The sequence below is a fragment of the Pseudarthrobacter enclensis genome (genome assembly GCF_030811655.1).
Classification (GTDB): Bacteria; Actinomycetota; Actinomycetes; order Actinomycetales; family Micrococcaceae; genus Arthrobacter; species Arthrobacter enclensis_A.
This window is the reverse complement of the sequence record NZ_JAUSRE010000017.1, coordinates 35,955-55,738: the sequence shown is the minus strand read 5'-3', so window position 1 is coordinate 55,738 and position 19,784 is coordinate 35,955. Positions and strand designations below refer to the sequence as shown.

The window sequence follows — 19,784 nt, the reverse complement described above, 5'->3', positions numbered from 1 at the left end:
ACAGGCTGACGGACGGCGTGGACGCTCATGGTGCTGCTGCTGTGGATCAACGGTTACCGGCATGGCTTCGCCACGGATGAAGGCTTCGACCTCGTCGTCGGAGCCGCCGCGGGGACCATCGATTTGCTCGACTCTGCCGCGCCGATTTCCGAACATCCGGTGCCCCGATAGTCCTTCAGCGTCCGAATCGAGGCGTGGACAATAATGTCCACACTTACGTCTGCTTTATAAGAGAGCATGGGGCTGCGGATGGGGGCCCAGCAAGTTCCGGTTTTGCAACAGAGTGTGCGGTCACAGTTGCGCAGGCGCGGCTCCCAGCGAATAACGAGCTTTGTAAGGGGTGGCAGTGAAGCTGGCGTTGGTCGTGCAATACGTGGCGAGCCGACCGATCTGTGGTGGGGTCCGGTGGGGCACCGGCGTTGAGCGCCAGAACCTGTGCTGGCTCGGACCCCAGCATGGCGCCCCTTGACGACCGAGGACCGTCGGCAGAGAGTGGCACATGTGAAGCGTGAGGCTCTTCGGGAGTATCTGGCGAGTGCACTGTGGGCGATGCCGACATGCGCCGTCGTGCTCGCGCTCATCGCGGGGGCGAGCCTTTCTGCTGTGCAAATCGACAAGGCGTCGCCTGTTGCCGTCCTCCTCTTCCAGGGGACATCCGACGACGCCCGGAACCTGCTCGTGAGCATCGCCAGCACGATGGTCACGGTCATCGCCCTCGTCCTGGGACTTACCGTGGTGGCCCTGCAGCTCGCGTCGACGCAGTTCAGCCCTCGGCTCCTGCGGAATTTCCTCCGCGACATCCCCAACCAGCTGACCCTGAGCGCCTTCGTCGCGACCTTCGCGTACAGCACGGCGGGGCTGTACACGGTCGGCATCGCAGCCGGCCAACGCATCGAGGAGTACCCGCGCCTGGCCGTGAGCGGCGCGCTGATGCTGCTGTTCGTGAGCATGGTGATGCTCGTATTCTTCGTCCACCATCTATCGCATTCGATCCAGGTGGACCTGGTTATGAAGGGCGTCGAGACGGCGACGCTGAAAGTGATCGGGAGGTCATTCGTCCCCGGCGACCTTGGCATCCCCATTCCGGTCGTGCCGCAAGGCGCCACCGCCTTGCCGTCACCCGCATCGGGCTACATCCAGGCCTTCCATGTCGGGCCATTCGTCGGCGCACTCGCGAAGCACGATCTCAAGGCACTGATGGTGCCCATGGTGGGCCGGCATGTGGTTGCCGGTGCACCCATCGCCTGGGTATGGAACGTCTCTGGCGCCGGAGGGAGACCGTTTGCGCCCGGCGCCTCCGCGGAGCTTCGGCGTGCGCTCGCGCAGAGTGTACGGATCGGCTACGAACGGACACTGGAGCAGGACGTCGCGTTCGGGATCCGACAGCTCGCGGACGTCGCCTCCAAGGCGCTCTCGCCTGCTATTAACGACCCCTACACGGCGAACCAGGCAGTCGACCATCTGGGCACGATCCTTGCGGCGCTTACACTCCGGGAGCACGGTCCGCGAGCAGTGACAGATGCCCACGGCACTGTCCGGCTCCACATCCCGGCCCGCGACTTCGCCTATCTCGTCGATCTGGCCCTCGGACAGGTTCGGCGTTACGGATCGAACGAACCCCGCGTCGTCCGGGCCTTGCTGCGCGTGTGCGGTGATCTGGCCTGGTTCGGAGAGACCGCGCACCGCGCCATCATGCGGCAGTATGTGCAGACCCTTATGAACGACGTAGCCCGGCTCGTGGCGCAGCCAGCCGATCGCGACCCCCTCCTGGAAGAGGGCGCAGCCGTCCTTGACCTCTTCAACACGAGGGACGGAACTCCCGGCGCCTCATAACTACGTCAGAGCGTGATTTCGTATTCGTAGGGAAGACGCTTCCAATTGGTGACCCTCAACTGGTCCTTTTTAAGGCATACGCTGGCTTGTGCCCCTTGCCACGGCGTCAATCAGCATCTCGTCCAAGGTGACCCATCTCGAGGACCAGCCACGCCAGTAGGAACTGCGGATCCACTCCTCCCGTATGGGTGTCCTGTTGCCGGTCAGTCCGCCCTCCAGCGGCAGCCGGTACAGTTCGGCGTCGGTGCCGACGGCAAGGCCAGTGTCCGGGAACAAGAGCCAGCCGGAGAGTGAAGGCCGGTACCTTCGGGGGCCATGGTAGGTTTCCAGCGGCAGTGGATGGATGCCGCGTGCCTGTGCAGTCTGGACAAATTCCACCAGGCGTCGCCTGAGCGTCTGCTGCTGTTCCGTCTCGCCCGGCTCGTGCGCCATGGCGCGGTAACGATCCGCTGTCGGCCTGTCCGGGTCCTCGGGAAGTCCCATGCCCGCATGATTACACACCGCGCCGAGTCTTGGTACCGGCTTTGTCCCCCCATTTCCGGCTGCGAGCCGGGGGAGGAGGTGTGCTGAGTTGTTCTGGCTACCGACTGCGGTCGAGGAGGCAGGATGGGTCCATGTCCGCCGCCAGGGGGCGCCGCAGTCTCCTCACCAGGAAGACGAACGGCAGCAGTACCAGCTGGAGCAAGCCATCGGCGATGAGCAGGGGGTACGAGCAGGATGATGTCTGGAAGGTACAGCAGGAAGACTCCGGCAAGCGTGGCAAGGTGGCCGACGGTGTAGCTGAGGATTGTCCCGGTATCCCTGATGCTTCCCGGTGCTGGTGGTTTAGCGGCGGATTTCCCGGAGTCTCAACCTGCGCCTCGGCACGAGACTCCGACCTGTGACAGAACGTACTCGCCGTCACCGGTGCGGCCGGTACGCGGTCAGGTCCGGGGGTGGAGGAGCCGCAGCAAGCGCTGAGGACCCTTTCCTTGGGCGGAGCAGCGCCAGGAGGACAAGCAGGGTCACGCCGATCCATGCGAAGGCAGCCACGAAGATCAGCGCCACGGTCTGCGCCGTGCTCATGACAGGACGTTCTGAAGAGACGCGGGGAGTACGAGCGAAAGCTTGGATGCTGGGTTAGGGTCAGCGTTGGTCATGACGCCCCGGCTCTTGGCGGCTACCGTTGGGCTGACTGCTTAACTCGGTAGCTCACGTCTCCGTTTGCGAAGACGAAGCGGCAAGGGCGCCGGTCTTAAACAACCGCCCCGTCGTTGAGCCCCGCCTTCGGGAACTCCAGGGGAGGTTGCGGGCACCATCCGCGATCATAAGACCCTCGTGGCGGCCCCACCGGCGTAGATCCAGGGCGAGGACCACGATCCTTCCGGGGTGGGAATGGCTAAGGCGATCCAGACGCGGACGTGCCATTGGATGTCACAACTGGCAGCGGGATGTCCGTCTTCTGCCCGATGTCCAGTCGCCGGTGGAGCTTTCGGGGTGACGGGTCCGGTGAGACGATGCCCTTATGAACAATAAAGACGAAGGACAAAGGGATAGTGCGCGACAGCGTACGCCAGGAGCGTCGCCGAGCACGCAACAGATCCGGACCGTGGGGCAGCGCCGCCGGGAAGCGGAGGAGAAGTTGGAGCACCATCTGGACGAAGCCCGTCACAAAGGCGACCACCATATCCCGGAATAATATGACGAGGACACACAGACCGACAGCCGGCCGTAGACCTGGCCTTGTAGAGCGGGCGAAGCCGAGTGTTCGGCGCTGTCGATTCGTGTCGAAGATGTGTCTGCGGCGATGTCCCTCCATCAGGCCTGCGCGTTGGTTGCGGGAAGGTCATTCGCCGCCTCGTTCGTGGGGACGACTGGCAGCGTCATCGCTCGGCTTTCCCCGTGGGAAGCATGTGCCTTCCGGCTCTGTTGACGCCCTGATGGGGCTGTCATCATTCGGAGCATGCCCTATCTCGTGGAATACGTGACGGAGCGGTCTGTTGGTCGGTCGGTTATTTACTCTGCCAGTTTTGGCGAAGCTCTAAGAAAAGCGCAGGATGCGTTGTGGGGGGTGGAGTGCAACTCCGCTGTTCTGTGTCATACCCCGGGATCGGATCCCGTTTTTGGCGAGCGTTCTGTCCTCGCAAGCTATACGCCCGCTGACGGCTGGAGGATCCGTGAGGATAGGCCACGGTAGCTTTCCCGCTCAATCAACCTGGTTGCTGCTCTGCGGGGAAGAGCGCAGTTGAGGCGCCCCAGCACCTTACTGTTGATCTCGGCCAACAGTAAAGGGGGTCTGACGAAGCAGCAGATCCTCGAAGCGATCGCACGGCGGGGGGCAACGCCCCGAGCAGACCATAGGGCAGTCCGGGCTTTCCTTGAGCTGTATGTGCGTGAGCAAGGCTCAAGGGTTCCGTGAAGCCAGAAACGAGCTAGCGTGCTGATACTTCCTCTACCGCCCAAAAGAGGATTAGGGCGTCGTACTCGTCCGGATCTAGGAGACCGTAAATGTAGGCCTCGAAGTCTAGGGGACCGGCATTGCCGCCGTTGGCAAGATATCTCAACCACAGGTTCTCGATGCTGGCCCTGTCTTGCTGGACCATTTCAAGCGCTGCTTGGCGCGGATCGTTCATAAGGGCATTCTCTTTACTGCCGTCGGAATCTTCGTCCGGCGACTACTTGGGTGGCCCGATATCCCCACTGGTGGAGTTACCTCACAGTAAAGACTTCCACCGCCAAAAGCACCCCCATTTACCCCCTCTCTTTCCCTGCAGTCCCTGGTAGTCGGCCGTGGGACGCTGGTTATGAGTCATATCGGAGCAGGGGAGGACGAAGCTTTCTGGCAACTGCGTCGGTTTTGCACCGAAAGGTAGGACTCGCCTTCGAACCTGTCCCGCACCCGATAGTTCAGAACCGATTTGTGGAGACGTTTTTGAGAAACTGCCTGGCTTTTCTCGTGGCCTCCTCGAACTAGACTCGCACAAGGAACTACCCCTAGTCCGGGTTGCTCCCGTGGTTCTGAGGGGACACAGCATGACGAGTGAAGTTAGTGAGCCAGGATCACCTTCGGTTCTGGAAATCAGTCAGTTAAGAGTGGCGTATGAGGGCCGCACGGTGGTTGACGGTGTCAGCTTCCGGATTCAGCGCGGGGAGATATTCGGTCTGCTGGGTCCGAATGGTGCAGGGAAGACCAGTACTCTGAGTGCCATCGAGGGGCTGGTCAGGCCGGCCTCGGGCTCCCTGCTGGTAGACGGTCTCGATGTCGAACAGCAGCCTCTGGCGGTAAAAGCGCTCCTTAAAGTGCAACTGCAATCTTCCAGTTTCCAGGACGAACTGAGCATTCAAGAGATCGCAAGGCTTTATGCCGGTCTGTACGGTGTGAAACTTTCCCGTGAGCAGGTTCGCGGGAACACGCGCCCTGTCGGCCTTGGCGACGAACTGGGCAAGAAGTTCAAGCAGTTGTCGGGTGGCCAACAGCAACGCCTTGCGTTGTATATAGCCACCATCCACAACCCGCTCCTGCTGCTGCTGGACGAACCGACAGCCGGGCTGGACCCCCAGTCACGCCGAGGACTATGGCGCCACATCGAGGAGCTCCGCGCGGAAGGCAACAGCATCCTCCTCACTACCCACTCGATGGAGGAGGCCCAGGCAGTCTGTGACCGGGTGGCGATCATCGACCACGGAAAACTGCTCACCGAGGGAAGACCGTCGGAGCTAATCAACAAACATAAGGACGGCCCCAGGGTGCTTTCGGTCGCCCATGGAGCGCCGACACTGGAAGACGTCTTCATCGGACTGACAGGAAGTGAGATCCGTGACTAACACCGGCGTCAACACCGCGCGCCCGCCGCTTGGCCTGGCCCTAAGGTCGCTGCTTCGCGCTGATTTCCTTGTGCTGCTCAACGGAAAGACGTCGGTCTTCCTGAGCATTCTCCTGCCGGTTGTGATCCTTGTGGCCAACACGTTCGGCAAGGGTCAAAGCCGCCTTGGCGGATCCAGCCTGGTCATTGGCCTGGCCCTGACTTTGGGACTGCTCACCTCCGGCCTGTTCGGGTACACGCTCGCGCTGGCCCATGACCGCGATGTCGGGGTGCTGCAACGACTCCGGGTCACCCCAGCGCCAACCTGGATGATCATGACCAGCCGGGTCCTCGTGCAGGTGGCCACAAACCTGGTCGCCTCCGTCATTGTTGTCATCGTGGGAGCCCTCGCCTACGGGCTGTCACTCAACCCGGGCCAGTACCTCTTGGTGATTGCGGTCTCCGTCCTCGGTGCCGCTGCGTTCCTTGCAATCGGCCAAGCCGTCGTCGGGCTGGTTCAATCCACCAGCGCCATCAACGCGGTCACCCGCGTACTCATGATCCTCCTGCTCCTCCTCGGCCTCCTGGGCGGAACCGGCATCCTCGGTGACACGATGAAATCAATCGCAGCCTGGTCGCCCGTCGGAGCGCTCATGACACTTTTCGCCGACACGCTGAACGCCTCCTCATGGAGCGGTCAGGACACCACCGCACTCCTGGCCTGCATCGGTTATGTCGCCGTATGCGCCACGATAGGCGTCCGCTGGTTCCGCTGGAACTCGCGATAATCCACAGAACGCGGCCTTACGGGCTTGTTCCCTTTGCAGCCCGTACTGTGCGGTGTAGCGGGCAGCGTCCTCCTCGATAAACATGCGCCGCGGCTCGGCCTCACCGAAGGCGATCCATACAACGGCCCCGTCCTGCCTCAGGTCGTCGACCACCCGTTCTCCGAGGTCACGCCCACCGGCATGGATGCGCACGCTCTGGCCACGCATCAGGGCGCTACCATCAACAGTCAGTTCGGTCATCTCGTCAGTACTCACGGCTCTCGTCCTTTCGTCGGAATGTCGTTACTCGACAGTTGGATTCACGCATGAAACGCGGGTGAACGCTGGCTGGGAATGTCGCCGACGGGTGTCGCCCACATCAGGCGTGGAGGCGACGGCCTGCCCAAGCCATCCTGAACGCGTACCCGATGCCAGCCCTCAACAACCGCCACGGCCAGACGCAGCTCACGGAACCTGCCAGGCCGCGCATCAGATGGCCGGAGCCGGCGACGCCGGCATCCACGCCAACCAGAACAACCGGCATCCCAACGCCGGCCGGACCAGCCGCGTCGCCACCCGCAGCGCCCAACTCCGCGCCATCCTCCGCCACGAGGGAGGCGCGTAGCACGGCCAGCGCCTTCGCGTGTTGGGGCGGAAGTCATGGTAAGGCACCAACCCTGACCGGGGCTGTGGCCGCCTGGCTGCTGGTGCCATGCGGGAAACGGCGCGGCGGAACTGGATTCACCACAGGCTGCGACCACCCTGTCCGGCCGGAGGGATCCGGTCGGCCTGGGCCGGCAGTCTCCCTGTCGGGTGCAAGGAAGGCTGCCGGCAGGGACGCTACCGGGCGGGCTCGTTGTGTTTAAGGCTGGGTGGGTCGTTGGGCGATTTTGAAGGCAGCGCCGGTGGAGTCCGTCAGGGTTGCCATCCGGCCGAAGGGCGTGTCTTCCGGGGCGTGGATGACGGTGCCTCCGAGGGATTCAGCGGTGGCGACCGCGGCGTCGGCATCATCCACCCCGAAGTAGATCTGCCAGTTTGAAGGCACCGATTCGGGTAGGTAGGAGGACGCGTCCATGATGCCGGCCCGGGATTCGACTCCGGATCCGAGAGTGGTGTAGCGGAACTCTTCGGTGTCGCTCATGACGGAGGTATTCCAACCGAAGGCGTCCTGATAGAACTTCACGGATGGCTCGTACGCCCGGGTGTGCAGTTCGTGCCAGAACGGGGCGCCGTGTTCACCTGCCAGTTGGAACCCGGTGTGTCCGCCGAACTGCCAGGCACCGATAACGGCACCGCCGGCGTCGGCGAAGAGAGCCATGTGGCCCTGCTCCGGTACTTCCATAGCGGGCATCAGGATCTGACCGCCGGCCGCCACGGCCGCGTTCTGGGTCGCGTGGATATCGTCCACGCGCAGATACGTGGTCCACGCGTCGGGCTGGCCGGAGCCGGGCTCATTCTGCATCATCCCTGCCACCGGGGCGCCCTTGGCAAAGGCCATCACGTATCCGCCGTAGGTTTCCTCGTCACCAGTTTCGTAGGCCCAGCCGAACAGACTGGAATAGAACGCGCGCGACGTCTCGATGTCGGAGCTGGTCAGGTCTACCCAGCAGGGATCACCAGGAGCGATGGTTGGCTTAGGCACGTAAGGTCCTTTGATAGTAGGTAGCAGGTCTTTGTCACTCTAATCCGCGCACACGGACCTGAAGCAGCAACCACGGCGAAGTATTCGCCCGCAGGCGGGGATTATCATCGGCCGGCACTCCGGCAGGATCCGGCCGTTACGGGCGGACGAGGACCGGGGGGGTGGGCCGGCGGCTGTCCGATGCGGCGTCCGGATCTCCGGGATCCCCTGGCCACCGGCCCCTTTCCCCATTTGTAAGGCCCTGCCTCAGCGGCAGGATCTTGATCTCCACAGTAGGAGCTGTTCCCCCGACGGCCCTCCAGGATCAGCACAAGATTGGCTCAAGACTGCACAGCGCTCAGTTACGTGCCAGGTCCGCGCCGCCAGAAATCGAATCGCCTGCCAATCGCCTCCTGGACGCGCGCCTGAGGCGCGGCCGCGGGCCGGTAATCGTGGTCCCGGGCGTAGCGGACGCCTGCGACCACGTCACTCAGGGAGGGCTGCCCGAAGGGCGTGGTGGCGGTACAGATCTGTACAAAAGCAGGTATTCCCTGCATAAATGCAAGTTGTACCCGGGAGTAACGAACAGTAGCCTTTTCGGGGCAACTACCGCACCCCCCGGTCGGAGAAGCCAGGAAGACCCCGAGGCGTCCCCCATGCCTCGGGGTCTTCTGCTCTGCGGCTTCCTCGTCGGCATGAGCGGCAGGAACATGTGATCGGACTGGGTGTTCTGTGCGGCAGAGGAACATATCTGGGGGCATCTGTCGCTCTCCTTTTGTCCGGTCCAGGGCGCGACGCCAGAGACTGTTGATCGCGTCGACGCATCCTCCTTTGGCGACCTGACGGCCAAGCGGACGTCCGCCGGGGCTGTGTCCACGGAGGCTGTGAACAAGCTGGGAGTCCAGGATGCCCTCACGGGCGACACGTTGCTGTTGGCGGTGGTAGGTCCGGTTGTCCTAGGACTGACAGGGCCACGCGCCAGCGACCGCCTGCGGTCTAGGTTTGGGCTGGTGATGCCTGGCCCGATCAGCGTGGCCAGGATCCACGGCGGTGGTTCTCAGCCCGGTGCGGCTCGGAACAGTCGAACAATGTCGAGGAGAGTACTGATGAAAATTGCGGTGACGGGTGGAAGTGGCAAGCTGGGCCGGCACGTGGTGCGGCACCTTACGGAAGAGGGCCACCAGGTGCTGAACCTGGACCGGACCGGTGAACGAAACCCCGGTCTGGTGGTGGTGGACCTGCGGGACTACGGCCAGGTCGTAGATGCGCTCCTGGGCGTGGACCGCCGGCACACGGGCTTCGACGCCATCGTTCATTTGGGCGCGATCCCTGCCCCGGGACTCTTGCCGGACGCCGCGACGTTTGAAAACAACATGCTCTCCACGTACAACGTGTTTCAGGCGGCGCGCCGGGCTGGGATCAAGAAGGTGGTGTACGCCTCCAGTGAGACTGTCCTGGGCACACCGTTCGAGGTCGACCCGCCCTATATTCCGGTGGACGAGGAGTACCCGCCCCGGCCGGAAACCACGTATTCCCTCGTGAAACGTCTGGAGGAGCAGATGGCCATCGAGATGACGCGCTGGGACCCGGAACTGAGCATTGTTGGGCTGCGGTTCTCCAACGTGATGGATCCGGAAGACTACGACGCCTTCCCTTCGTTCGATGACGACGCCATGCTGCGCAAATGGAACCTGTGGGCCTACATCGACGGCCGGGACGGCGCGCAGGCCGTACTCCGGGCACTGGAGAACGGCAAACCGGGGTTTGAAGCCTTCATCATCGCCAACGCGGACACGGTCATGAACCGGTCCAGTGCCAGCCTCGCGGCGGAGGTCTACCCGAACGTGAAAGTGGTCAAGGATTTGGGCGAACACGAGACCATGCTCTCCATCGACAAGGCCCGGCGACTGCTGGGCTTCGAACCACAACACACCTGGCGCACCAGCCACTCCAATCCAACCACGAACTAAGCGACCTGAGGCGCCCCGCGGCTTTGGGCAACAGCGGCGCCGTGGTGAGCGGCCGCTGGCTCGGCCAGTGCTCAGCAGCTAAGGATCGGATCGTGCTCGTGACCAGGGCTTACTGCATCAAGTTAAATATCAGGGGATCAATGTGGTGCTAATGTGGTGGGCCGTCGACGAGGTGCCCTGCACTTAAGATCTTGGCTCCGGAGACGGTGTTCGCCGACGCGGAGCCCCGGTCGCCTGGCTCTCCCGTCTCGGAAACGAGAAAGGCCGGGCGCCCGTGAGGGCTACCCGGCCTGGGTCGGCGAGTGTTCCTATTCTGTCGGCGCCGGAGAACTCACCCCGCGTCGCCCTTGTTCTTGTCCTGCGCTCCGGCTTTTTGTGGTGAATCCGTACGGGGCCGCTGGAGCGTGAAGGTTTCGAAGGATGCTAGCTGACCCTGGGGGCCGGTGACGTTGTAGTAGGTCACCTCGATCTTTGTTGTTCCTCCGGGCTCGGTGCCGGGGTCAACGCTGAAGGACGCGAAGCCGTAGGAGTTGGCTGCGTCGCGCTGGGCTGACCAGGGAGCGTCTTCCTGGGCATAGACCGGGGGACGCTTGTGCGTGGTGGGGTCCGGTTCGCCTACGGCGGTGATGACCCGGCATGCAGGAGGGTTTGTGAACAACTGGTTCGATGTCACGGATGTTCCGCCGCCGCCCAGAACCATGTGGACGGTGCCCTTGGTGGTGTCGATGACGTCCTTGCGGGTGTCCGCCGGGATGGGGGTCAGGGTGGCGTTCTTCTGCTGGCCGCGGATCGGGTGGGAACGTTCGTAGTGGTGCTCGTGCCCGCACACGACGAGGTCGACACCGTACTTATCGAAGAGGGGCACCCATTCCTGCCGGATGCCCAGGTCAGCGCCGTTGAAGGACCCTGCGGTGCTGATAACAACCTGGTGCATGCAGACAACCACCCAGTCGATGTTCTGGTCCGACCGGGCAGCACTGAGCTCTTTCTCCAGCCAGGCCTTCTGGGCGCCCTGCGAGTAGCCCCGGACGTAACTGTTGCCGCCGTCCTGGTAGCAAACGTCATCGTTGGCGAGGCTGATGATCCGGACCGAACCTGCCGTGAATGAGTACCAGAGCCCCCGGGTGGTGTCAGTCTGGCCGGGCTGCAGGGGAACGGAGAAGTACGTCTGGTAGGCGGCATATCCGATGGGCCCGTTACCGAGTTCGTTTTCGTGGTTCCCGGCTGCGGGCATCCAGGGCCGGTGGCGGGCGCTGCGCGAGTTGTTGTCCCAGAAGTCCGTCCAGGTCCGGACGCGGTTCTCGGAGAGGTTGGCGTAGCAGAGGTCCCCGTTGAAGAGGTGGAAGAGTGGCTGGACGCGCTCAACCCCGGCCGGCATGTCGCCGGCCGCCGGGGAGCCCAGGTTGTCGTTGACCCACTGCTGTCCACCATTGGCACTGGTCGCCTTCTTTCCCAGGGTGGGGGTGCCCTGGTCGCCGAAGCTGGTGAACGTGATCTTTCCGCGTCCGTGCGGGCCAGTCCTGAAAGAGCCGAATTCCGCCTGCGCGCCTTCGTGGATCGCCGCATAGACGTAATCGTGGGACGGGGCGAGCCCGGTCAGTTTCGCGTGGTAGGCGTAGACCTTTTGTCCGGACTTGGCGTCAACGTAGCTGGTTTCCACGGCCTCCTCGGTCCGGCCGTAGCTTCCGTCGGCTTCGCCCAGCATAGCCCGCGCGTTCTTGACCGGCTGCAGGGCGTGCCACGAGACGACGACTTCGCTGGATGCATCGGCCCCGAACTGCAGGTGTAGCCCGTTAACTACCGGGGTGGTCAGTGGATCGCCCGCCGAGGAAGGTAGCTTTGCCCTGTCATCGGCCGAGGCCGGAGTGGCAGATGCCCAGGCGGCTGTTACGCCCGCTACTGCCGCGGTGCCGAAAAAGCCGCGGCGCGATAACCCGGACCTAAAAATCTCTTTGTCGTCAGTCATGCAGCCAGCTTCACCGTAAGGCGGGACGAGCCGATTAAGTTTGGTGAAGCGGGGGACCGATGGTAGCTGAACGATGGATTAACTGGCCGCGCTAGTCCGGGGCCACTGCATCAGAGACGACAAAAGCCGGGCACCGGTGAGGTCGCCCGGCCTGCGCCGTAAGCGGATGCTTCAGTTTACGAGGCCGGTGCTGCTTCAGCCTTGCTTGCCAGTAACTGGGCCAACTTCTGGAACCTGTCACCGGTGTCCCTGCACTAAAGACCATTGGGCGACTCGACAGGGACGAACGCGTTGACATGGATTTTGCCCAGCTGCCCTTCGCCAAGCACGCGGAAGTCGACCTCAAGACACTGCGAAGCCTTGAAAAGGGTGGGCGCTTGCCATCGGATACTACGCTGAACAAGGTGGAGAAGGTGTTCCACAGTATGGCGTCCCACGTGGCAGCCTTCGCCCCCTCGGCGGCAGGCTGAAGACAAGGTCATCGCCCAGGGCCTTCGCGGGCTCGACTGGCCTCATTGCCCCGTCAGGTACTTCTTGGATGAGGATGAGGCTGTGGCCTGGCTGGAGGGGCACTGCTAACGAGGGCTGCAAAGGGAGCCTATTGAATTCCAGCGCTCGGTCCGCCGGGCATGGAAAAGGCGCGCCCGTTCCCGGGGACGCGCCATTCGGCTACTTTTCGGCTCAGGCGGCGCCGCGGGCCGGGTAGTCGTGCTCCTGGGCGTAGCGGACCCCGGAGATCACGTCATCCAGGGACGGTCGGCCGAAGGGCATGGTGGCCGTGCTGGACCAGAACAGGGTGCCGTCCTCATCGAGGATGAAGATGCCTGGTTCGTTGAACAGGTCCGGCTCGCGTCCTTGATCGCGTGGGAGAGGTTCAGGCCCCACATCCGTGCAGCTTCCTCTTCCAGACCGTAGGCGACCCGGAGGCTGGCCAGGTGCCATTCATCCACGATCCGGGTGCTCCGTTCGAGCGTTTCCATGCTGACGGCGACCACCTGACCGATACCGGCGGCTTTCAGGTCCTCGATCCGCTTGTCGATTTCAGCCATCTGCTTGCGGCAGATCGGGCAGTGCAGGCCCCGGAAGAAGACGATGAGGCTGAAGCGGCCGCCCTCCCCGGTGCCGAGCTTCAGATCATCGGTGGTTCCCCAGCCCACCAGGGCAAGGTCAAGGGCGGGTGCTGTCTGCGTCGGAATGAGCGTCATGGTTACCTTCCTGCTGTGAAAGATTGATCGGTTGGGGTTAGGCGGTTTGCTCGAGTTCCCAGTCCTTGACGTCGGCGACCGGCGAGAAGAGGCTGCCGTCGAGTTCGTCCAGGCCGTCGTTGCTGCGTGCCCGGCGGGGCCAGTCGCGGGTGGCGAGAGCTGCTTTGCCGAGTGCGATGACGTCGGCCTGCCCGTCAGCGATTAGAGCGGCTGCTGCTTCCGGTTCATCAAGGCTGCCGTTGGCAATAACCCTCAAGCCTGCGTGCTGCTTGGCCAAGGCGGCGAGGGAGTCGCCTTCCTCGCCAAAGGCAGGGGCGTCAGCACGGTATTCGGTGGTGTGGATGTAGTCGATTCCGGTGGCGGCCAGGGCGGTGAAGATCGTCTTTGCTTCGTCGGCCCCCCCGGCCCATTTGTGCGTGTAATCGCTGACCTTGCCCTGGGAAACGCGGATGCCGACGCTCATGTCGGGCCCCACCGCGTCGCGGACGGCCCGGCTCACCTCAACGGCAAGCCGCACCCGGTTTTCGGGTTTGCCGCCGTACTGGTCGGTGCGCTGGTTCAGGTAGTCCGTGAGGAACTGGTCCAGCAGGTAGCCATTCGCGCCGTGGATCTCCACCCCGTCGAAGCCGGCGGCCTTCGCGTTGAGCGCCGCGTTCACGAAGCCCTCGCGCACCTCGTCGAGCTGCGCTGTCGTGGCCTCTTGCGGTTGGCGGTAGGGTCCTTCGCCGCGGTAGAAGCCTAGCTGTTCTCCCTTGGGGGCGACAGCGGAGGGGCCAAGCGTGGAGTCAACGAACCGGTTGCCCTGTGACTGGGCGCCCGCGTGCATCAGCTGGGCGAAAATGCGGGAGCCGCGGGCATGGACGGCGTCCACGACCTTGGCCCAGGACTCGGCCTGTTCAGTGGTGGCCAGGCCCGGCTGGAACAGGTAGCCCTGGCTGTGGGTGGTGTCGGTGTAGATGCCTTCGGTGATGAGCAGTCCGAAGCCGCCGGCCGCGAACCGGGAGTAGTAGGAAGCCATCCGGCCGGTTGCATGGCCGTCTTCGGTGGCGCTGACACGGGTCATCGGCGCCAGCGCGACACGGTTGGGCAGCTCGGTGGACCCGATAGAAAAGGGGGTCCAGAGGGGATCGAGGTGGGGCATGAAAGTGTCCTTGAAAGTCTCGGGGATTGTTCCTGGCAAGGGCGTTTGGAGAAAGGCCCGTATTAGCGGCAAGACCACGGCGCGGCATTAAATTCCCGGCACGTCTGGTCTTCCTGCTGGTGGTGGGCCGTGTTTAGGCGTCTGCTGTCAGGGCCGGTGCGAGTTCGGTCAGGGTGGAAATGGTGACGTCCGGAGCCTCAAAATAGGGGGGTAGCTGCCTGCGGTCCTGTTCAGCCAGGCGGTTCGGAGCCCGGCGCGGGCGGCGCCGTGGATGTCCCACGGGTGAACGGCCACGAGCAGCATGCTGCCCGGATCGGTACCGGTACTGGCGGCCGCGTATTCGTAGGAGCCGCGTGCAGGCTTCCACGCGGGCGCGACTTCGACCGACAGCAGTGACTCAAATTCATCCCTGATCCCGGCATCGCTGAACAGCTTCCCGGCGATCTGGGCTGAGCCGTTGCTGAGCGTCACCAGCCGGAACCCTGCGGTCCTGAGGGCTCGGATCCCCTCCGGCACATCCGGATGCACTCCCAGGTCTTTCATGCCGCCCATAACGTGGTCGACAGCCGCGTCAAGGGGCCGGTCGAGCTCCACCCCACTCAACAGCCCCCGGAGCACACCGGCACCGATGGCGGCAAACGAACCGTTGTCTCCGCTGGTGGCCAGCGCGAAGCCGTCACGCAGGAGAGTCGCGAACCAGAGCTTCGCCATCTCGGTGGGTGCCCCGACTTCGCGGAAGCGCTCCCCCATAGGGGACATATCGGACAATGTTTCGTTCACGTCAAAGACAATGACTGAGCGGGCGGGGGTCATGGTTTCTCCTTGCATAGAAGGACGAATCAGCCGTGCTGGCCTGACGTGATTCCGGGAAACACAGAGCTACCCGGGGAAGTCAAATCCCGGAGGCGCGCATCCGCTGCGGTGCCACCAGCACCCGGGTCAGTTTGCGCCCCCACTCGCGGTCGGGCCTTCGCCAGGGAAATCAGCAGAGTCAGAACGGTGCCCAACCATGCAAACCCGGCAAGGAACACCAGGGTGAATGCCACAAAGGGGTGCATGGCCAAAGCATGGGACCGTGTCCCGGGTGGCCCGGGGGAAACTCCGAGCCATCAGGGGCGAAGTTTCCCGGGCCCGGGCACGGAAAAGGCGCGCCCCGTTCGCTGAGCGCGCCCTGCCCGGTATGCCTGTCAGTCCTTGAAGGCGTCCTTGACCTTTTCGCCGGCCTGCTTCACGTCGCCCTTGGCCTGGTCAGCCTGGCCTTCGGCCTTCAGGCTTTCATCGCCAGTGGCGCTGCCGGCCGCTTCCTTGCCCTTGCCGCCGGCTTTCTCGGCGGCGTTCTGAATCTTGTCGCCCAATCCCATGGTGTTTCCTCCTCTGGTTGGTAGCCGTTCGCATTCGGCTGCACCCATAGTAAGCATGCTTAGGATTGGATGCGCAAGTAGGTGGCCTTCCTTTCAGGACCAGAAGTCGGATGCCTGGGCCGTGTCCTCCGCCATCTCCAGGGCTTCCGACACCTTGCCGCCGGAGATGGTGAATACGATGACAGTCCGCTGGTCCAGCGACTTCCCGTGGCGCTCCGCATGGCCCGACTGCACCCCGATCGTGTACCTGTCGCCCGCGGCAACATCGTCCAGAGTGAGCTTGAGTGTCCCCTGGGACCGTGAGAACAGCTCACCGAAATACGCCAGGATCTCCCCGACACCCTTCTTCTGTCCTGAAAGGCCACCGGTTCCGCCGGTATGCCAGACGGCATCCTCGGTGAACAGCTCCCTGAGCGCGTCCATGTCGCCCGCGCTGAACGCTTCATACCCGCGCCTCACCAGTGCGACGTCTTCCTGTGCTCCCATGTCGAACCCCTCCGTCCGTGTTGTTGGGTTCTTGCGGGGAAAGAGTAGGGCCGGGTACTGCCGGCGTATAGGGGGACGCGCCCCCTTCCTGCACCCCCCATGACCCCAGTCACCACAATGGGGGATTGGCAGTCGAAGGCCCTCAGTGAGCAGGGAAGCTGTCACGTTCTACAGTGAGGCAACCCACGTGACGGCCTTCGCCCTCCACGGCAGCACGGCCGTCGACAAAGTCATCGCCCACGGCCTTCGCGGGCTCGTCTGGCCTCATTGCCCCGTCAGGTACTTCGTGGATGAGGAAGAGGCCCTCTGATGGTTGGAAGGCTAGTGCTAACGGAGAACGGCGTCCATTTATCAGTGCAGCCGGTGTTTGCCCAGCACGTCCCTGGTCGATAAGTCCGCACGAGGAGACCCGGGTGTCGGAAGCTCGCTCTGCACTTCGCACACCTCGTTCGCCTAATAGCCGTCCCGGCAGGCATACAAGGAAGGTGGGCCTGGGCCACCATCAGCGGCACCAGAAGTGCCCACAGGCCCCACAGGCCCGGACTTGTTGTGGCTTCCCAGATGGGGTCATGACCCTATCCCACGATTGTGCTCCGCGGTGGTCTTACCGGCCGGGTCGTCGGAGTTCGTCGGCGAGTTGGCGCAGCGCCATTCGACGGATGACCGAGCTGAACGGGCCGGTGAGTGCCCAGTAACGGCGGAACCGACGGAGGCTCGTCTCGTCCGTGATGGCCACCCGCGTTTCAACCGTCAGAATCGAGGAGCCCGCCCCGTAGGGATCGACCCTCAGACCGGCGGCGATCTTGGCGTAACCCGCCTGGCCGAAGCCGGTGAACTGCGTGGGGGTGGTCGGTGCATCGGCGGAGGCAGCGACCGATTTCCAAGGCCGACTTACCTGGCCCAGGACCACCTCGGCCCCTGGGGATTCGCCGAGCAGGATCCAGCCCAGACCGACCATGTCCTTGAGCCGGAACGTATCCCAGGATGCCGCGGGGACGGTCCCCTTCCCGCGTCCCCTCAGGGTCCCTGCCACACGCTGAGGCAAGGCTCGCAGGCCGAGCAGAACCCGGGCCAGCGGGGCCTGGAAGAGGTCCATCTCGAGGGCAGCCTCGTAGCACTCGGCAGGAGGTGCCCGGAAGACGTCGGCGTGCACGATGGAGAGATCGTATTCCGGCAGGAACTGGTCCAGGAGCAGCACCGGCCCAGCCGCACCTCCAGCGCCCGGTGCGGGCGGTTGCGCCGGCGTCGCGCTCATTGGGAGATCCCTTCGTCCAGGCATCTTGGACGTTCCTCCCGCATCTTCGAAACCCTCGTCAAGGGGGTCATGGCTCCCTGCGGTCTTCAAGGTGTGTCTTGAGGCTGGACCAGTTCCGTTGCTCCTGCCTGCGTCCGATTGAGGCGAAAATGGGGGCCGCGAGCTTCAGCATTCCCTTGGGCCGGAGGTCCCAGGACCAGCTCATCAAGGTTCCGCTGGCCTCGGGGACGAAAGTGAGGGCTCCATCGATGTCTGCGCTGCTCATGCGGGTGATGGATCCGAGGCGGCTCGGGCGTACGTACTCGGTGACCTCCAGCTCAAACGGGGTGATTCGCTTCCCGGATGCCATCACGACGTGCCACAGGGTGCCGATCCCGATCGGTCCCGGGGTGGTCTTTTCGACGCTGCGCATCTGCGGGTTGTACACGGGCTCGTTGCGCTCGTCTGCGACGAAGTCGAAGACCTGCTCGACCGGGCGCCGGATGAGGATCGAGCCATTGATCCTTGTCATGCCGTTCTCCGTGCTCTCGAGCTCCCCTGGGGGCGCCGGGGGATCGAGAGGGCCGGGACCTCGCTGCGGGCGGGAAGCCGCAGGAGCGAGACGCCGACAACTGCGAACCACGCCCACAACAGCGGCCCGTACACGGCATAGAGGGCTGGGGCGGTGAAGCGCAGGGCTTCGCTGAGGAGTCCAAGGGAGCCCGTTACGATCCCGAGCCAGCCGGTCCAGTGTGGGAGTGCGCCGCGGACCATGGGCAGCGAGATCAGGAAGATCCCCAATGGGGTGAGCACCCCCGCGAGCGAAACCGTGTTGTTCTCCGCCACGAAGGCCTCTGCGGCCGCGACGAAGCCAGACCTCGCCGAGGGGTCCGCTGCGCCAACGTACTGGTCGCTGAGGTAGACGAGCGACAGGGTTCCCTCGCTCGTCACCGGCACGGCCAGGAGCGCGGTCCAGGAAGCTCCGCCGACTGCGAACCCGAGGACCGCGAGGCTGGGGCTGGCCGGGAGGAGCGCGATGAGCAGGGCGACGAACACGATGAGCGCGAAAAGGGACGGCACGAGCCAGAGGAGCTGCTGAGCGATGTAGGACCCCTTGTGGTCCGCGATGAACCGCAGCGTCGCCTCACCGCCGGACACCGGCGGTGGATTCACTGCATAGAGGGCGAGGGCCGCCACACCGAAGATGACGACCATGAGCCCGGCGATACCGCCGATCCGGTAGAGGGAGGACCACGCTGGGCCCTTGGGCCATGACAGCTCTGACATACCTCGATGCTAGGGGCAAGGCGGCCGTCGACCTTGGGTCGGAAGTCCCCTCATCGAGGGAAGGAGATCCGTGTTCGGAGAGGAGAAAGGTCAGCACTGAGTGCCGGCCGCGCGCGTGGACTGTCTCGGCACGGCCCGACGCGCACCAACGCAATGATTCGCGGAGTGCCTTGTAAGGGATCCCCCGGCGGCAGGCCGACTTATTCAAGGTCCTGGTCTCGAAACCTCGGTGCCTTGGGACGCTAGATACAGGACAGCCTGTGGATGAACGGGCCGACCTGTGAAGACGGCTTTGGCACTCGTCCAGACGACTTCTGAAAATGACAACAGTACAGGCCGCTCTCCTTCGGCGGCGTCTCACGAACTGAAGGTAGTGGGACGGCTGCCCTGATCCCTGTTCCGCACGTGTGACTCACGGCGATAAATGGCGGTCTTTTTGCGACGCTATTTGTCGCGTTAGTCAGGATGCGTAGGTCTGCTTGGGGGTCGCCTCAAGGTGGTAGGCGTCCATGATCTTCCGTGAACTACTACAGGCAGAGGAGTGCGCCCGGAATTACTGAGCTGCTCTCACGGCGCAGGGCAAGTAACCAGCGCCGACTGGGGGCAGGGCCGTGGATGTCTCGACAGTGCCCGACAGACGACGCCGGTCACGCGAACTTCGGCTAGGGGCCGGAAAGTCATTCGGCGACAGTGAACTCTTAGTAGAGCTGGCTATGCCGACGGGGGCATGCACCTATGTACATGGTCCAGCCTTAGTAGATGGCGTTGCTGCGCCGGTCACATCACCCCTTGCGCCGTAGTCATCCGGTGGCGCGGAGATCAGCAGCATTCTCTATTTGGATTCAGCGGGACAAGGGCGCGCCGGTCCGCGCGGCGGTGACGACGTCTTGGACGGCCTGGATTGTGTTTGCTGCGGCGTCAGGGCTGATGATGAGTGCTTCGTGGGGGGCGGAGTCGATGGTCTTGTGGACGCTGTTCGTTGACAGGTTCGCCAGTTCGATCTGGGAGGCTTGGTGTTTGCTGTCGTTGCGATTTCGGTCCTGCACCCATGTGTGCGGTGAGACTGTGCGGTCTCTTTGGGGTGGAGCAGTACTGCTCGGGGAGTAACCCCGGATACCACCCCGGGATGAT

Annotated in this window: 21 protein-coding genes and 1 pseudogene; 7 read left to right on the top strand and 15 right to left on the bottom strand. The window is 63.7% G+C overall.

All coding sequences use genetic code 11. The annotated features are described in order from the left end of the window. The first annotated feature begins 27 nt into the window (after positions 1-27). Complete coding sequence (locus tag J2X98_RS15635; protein ID WP_307309914.1) at positions 28-171, top strand: hypothetical protein; 144 nt, start codon at positions 28-30, stop codon at positions 169-171. Between the two features lie 264 nt (positions 172-435). Continuing rightward, the gene (locus tag J2X98_RS15630; protein ID WP_307309912.1) at positions 436-1,833 is read left to right on the top strand and encodes a DUF2254 domain-containing protein; all 1,398 of its coding nucleotides are present in this window, start codon (positions 436-438) and stop codon (positions 1,831-1,833) included. A gap of 69 nt (positions 1,834-1,902) precedes the next feature. On the opposite strand, the gene J2X98_RS15625 is transcribed toward J2X98_RS15630, so the two are convergent. The 3 genes from J2X98_RS15625 to J2X98_RS15615 all read right to left on the bottom strand — a co-directional run bounded on the left by J2X98_RS15625 (position 1,903) and on the right by J2X98_RS15615 (position 4,445). Beyond that, on the bottom strand, positions 1,903-2,316 hold the full coding sequence (locus J2X98_RS15625) for a hypothetical protein (RefSeq protein WP_307309909.1): 414 nt from the start codon (positions 2,314-2,316) through the stop codon (positions 1,903-1,905). A 417-nt stretch (positions 2,317-2,733) separates the two neighbouring features. Then, complete coding sequence (locus J2X98_RS15620) at positions 2,734-2,898, bottom strand: hypothetical protein (RefSeq protein WP_307309907.1); 165 nt, start codon at positions 2,896-2,898, stop codon at positions 2,734-2,736. Between the two features lie 1,346 nt (positions 2,899-4,244). Further along, positions 4,245-4,445, bottom strand: a complete 201-nt coding sequence (locus J2X98_RS15615) for a hypothetical protein (protein WP_307309905.1) — start codon at positions 4,443-4,445, stop codon at positions 4,245-4,247. 400 nt (positions 4,446-4,845) lie between these two features. On the opposite strand from J2X98_RS15615, the gene J2X98_RS15610 reads away from it, so the two are divergent. The 3 genes from J2X98_RS15610 (at position 4,846) to J2X98_RS15600 (ending at position 7,007) form a co-directional block, all read left to right on the top strand. Further along, positions 4,846-5,637: an ABC transporter ATP-binding protein gene (locus tag J2X98_RS15610; protein WP_307309903.1), complete on the top strand. Its 792-nt coding sequence runs from the start codon at positions 4,846-4,848 to the stop codon at positions 5,635-5,637. Next, on the top strand, positions 5,630-6,403 hold the full coding sequence (locus J2X98_RS15605; RefSeq protein WP_307309901.1) for an ABC transporter permease: 774 nt from the start codon (positions 5,630-5,632) through the stop codon (positions 6,401-6,403). Before J2X98_RS15610 ends, J2X98_RS15605 begins: the two co-directional genes overlap by 8 nt. A gap of 472 nt (positions 6,404-6,875) precedes the next feature. Next, complete coding sequence (locus tag J2X98_RS15600) at positions 6,876-7,007, top strand: hypothetical protein (RefSeq protein WP_307309899.1); 132 nt, start codon at positions 6,876-6,878, stop codon at positions 7,005-7,007. 237 nt (positions 7,008-7,244) lie between these two features. On the opposite strand, the gene J2X98_RS15595 is transcribed toward J2X98_RS15600, so the two are convergent. Further along, positions 7,245-8,024 carry a VOC family protein gene (locus J2X98_RS15595; protein WP_307309897.1) on the bottom strand — a complete coding sequence of 260 codons (780 nt, stop codon included), beginning with the start codon at positions 8,022-8,024 and terminating at the stop codon, positions 7,245-7,247. A 1,085-nt stretch (positions 8,025-9,109) separates the two neighbouring features. On the opposite strand from J2X98_RS15595, the gene J2X98_RS15590 reads away from it, so the two are divergent. After that, positions 9,110-9,973: an NAD-dependent epimerase/dehydratase family protein gene (locus J2X98_RS15590; protein ID WP_307309894.1), complete on the top strand. Its 864-nt coding sequence runs from the start codon at positions 9,110-9,112 to the stop codon at positions 9,971-9,973. A 331-nt stretch (positions 9,974-10,304) separates the two neighbouring features. Here J2X98_RS15590 and J2X98_RS15585 read toward each other — a convergent pair whose 3' ends face one another. From J2X98_RS15585 to J2X98_RS15555, 7 genes and pseudogenes are all read right to left on the bottom strand, one after another. Continuing rightward, positions 10,305-11,939 (bottom strand): purple acid phosphatase family protein, encoded by a 1,635-nt coding sequence (locus J2X98_RS15585; protein WP_307309892.1) that lies wholly within the window; start codon positions 11,937-11,939, stop codon positions 10,305-10,307. A gap of 681 nt (positions 11,940-12,620) precedes the next feature. Then, entirely contained in the window at positions 12,621-12,824 is a 204-nt protein-coding gene (locus tag J2X98_RS15580; RefSeq protein WP_307309890.1) for a hypothetical protein, read from the bottom strand. 29 nt (positions 12,825-12,853) lie between these two features. Then, a pseudogene (locus J2X98_RS22255) lies at positions 12,854-13,144 on the bottom strand (redoxin domain-containing protein); the annotation flags it as partial. Positions 13,145-13,181: 37 nt separating this feature from the next. Next, positions 13,182-14,285, bottom strand: coding sequence for an NADH:flavin oxidoreductase (locus J2X98_RS15570; RefSeq protein ID WP_307309886.1), 1,104 nt, complete (start codon positions 14,283-14,285; stop codon positions 13,182-13,184). Positions 14,286-14,453: 168 nt separating this feature from the next. Continuing rightward, the gene (locus tag J2X98_RS15565) at positions 14,454-15,098 is read right to left on the bottom strand and encodes a haloacid dehalogenase type II (protein WP_307309884.1); all 645 of its coding nucleotides are present in this window, start codon (positions 15,096-15,098) and stop codon (positions 14,454-14,456) included. Between the two features lie 374 nt (positions 15,099-15,472). Next, the gene (locus J2X98_RS15560; RefSeq protein ID WP_307309882.1) at positions 15,473-15,646 is read right to left on the bottom strand and encodes a CsbD family protein; all 174 of its coding nucleotides are present in this window, start codon (positions 15,644-15,646) and stop codon (positions 15,473-15,475) included. A 93-nt stretch (positions 15,647-15,739) separates the two neighbouring features. Beyond that, positions 15,740-16,132 (bottom strand): nuclear transport factor 2 family protein, encoded by a 393-nt coding sequence (locus J2X98_RS15555; protein WP_307309877.1) that lies wholly within the window; start codon positions 16,130-16,132, stop codon positions 15,740-15,742. A gap of 145 nt (positions 16,133-16,277) precedes the next feature. On the opposite strand from J2X98_RS15555, the gene J2X98_RS15550 reads away from it, so the two are divergent. Further along, a complete protein-coding gene (locus tag J2X98_RS15550) occupies positions 16,278-16,442 on the top strand; it encodes a hypothetical protein (RefSeq protein ID WP_307309874.1) in 165 nt (54 codons plus the stop codon). 294 nt (positions 16,443-16,736) lie between these two features. Here J2X98_RS15550 and J2X98_RS15545 read toward each other — a convergent pair whose 3' ends face one another. The 4 genes from J2X98_RS15545 to J2X98_RS15530 form a co-directional block, all read right to left on the bottom strand. Beyond that, positions 16,737-17,387, bottom strand: a complete 651-nt coding sequence (locus J2X98_RS15545; protein ID WP_307309872.1) for a hypothetical protein — start codon at positions 17,385-17,387, stop codon at positions 16,737-16,739. A 67-nt stretch (positions 17,388-17,454) separates the two neighbouring features. Beyond that, positions 17,455-17,898, bottom strand: coding sequence for an SRPBCC family protein (locus J2X98_RS15540; protein ID WP_307309870.1), 444 nt, complete (start codon positions 17,896-17,898; stop codon positions 17,455-17,457). Continuing rightward, entirely contained in the window at positions 17,895-18,653 is a 759-nt protein-coding gene (locus J2X98_RS15535) for a DUF4386 family protein (RefSeq protein WP_307309867.1), read from the bottom strand. Before J2X98_RS15535 ends, J2X98_RS15540 begins: the two co-directional genes overlap by 4 nt. 842 nt (positions 18,654-19,495) lie before the next feature. Then, a complete protein-coding gene (locus J2X98_RS15530; protein ID WP_307309863.1) occupies positions 19,496-19,699 on the bottom strand; it encodes a hypothetical protein in 204 nt (67 codons plus the stop codon). Positions 19,700-19,784 lie beyond the last annotated feature (85 nt).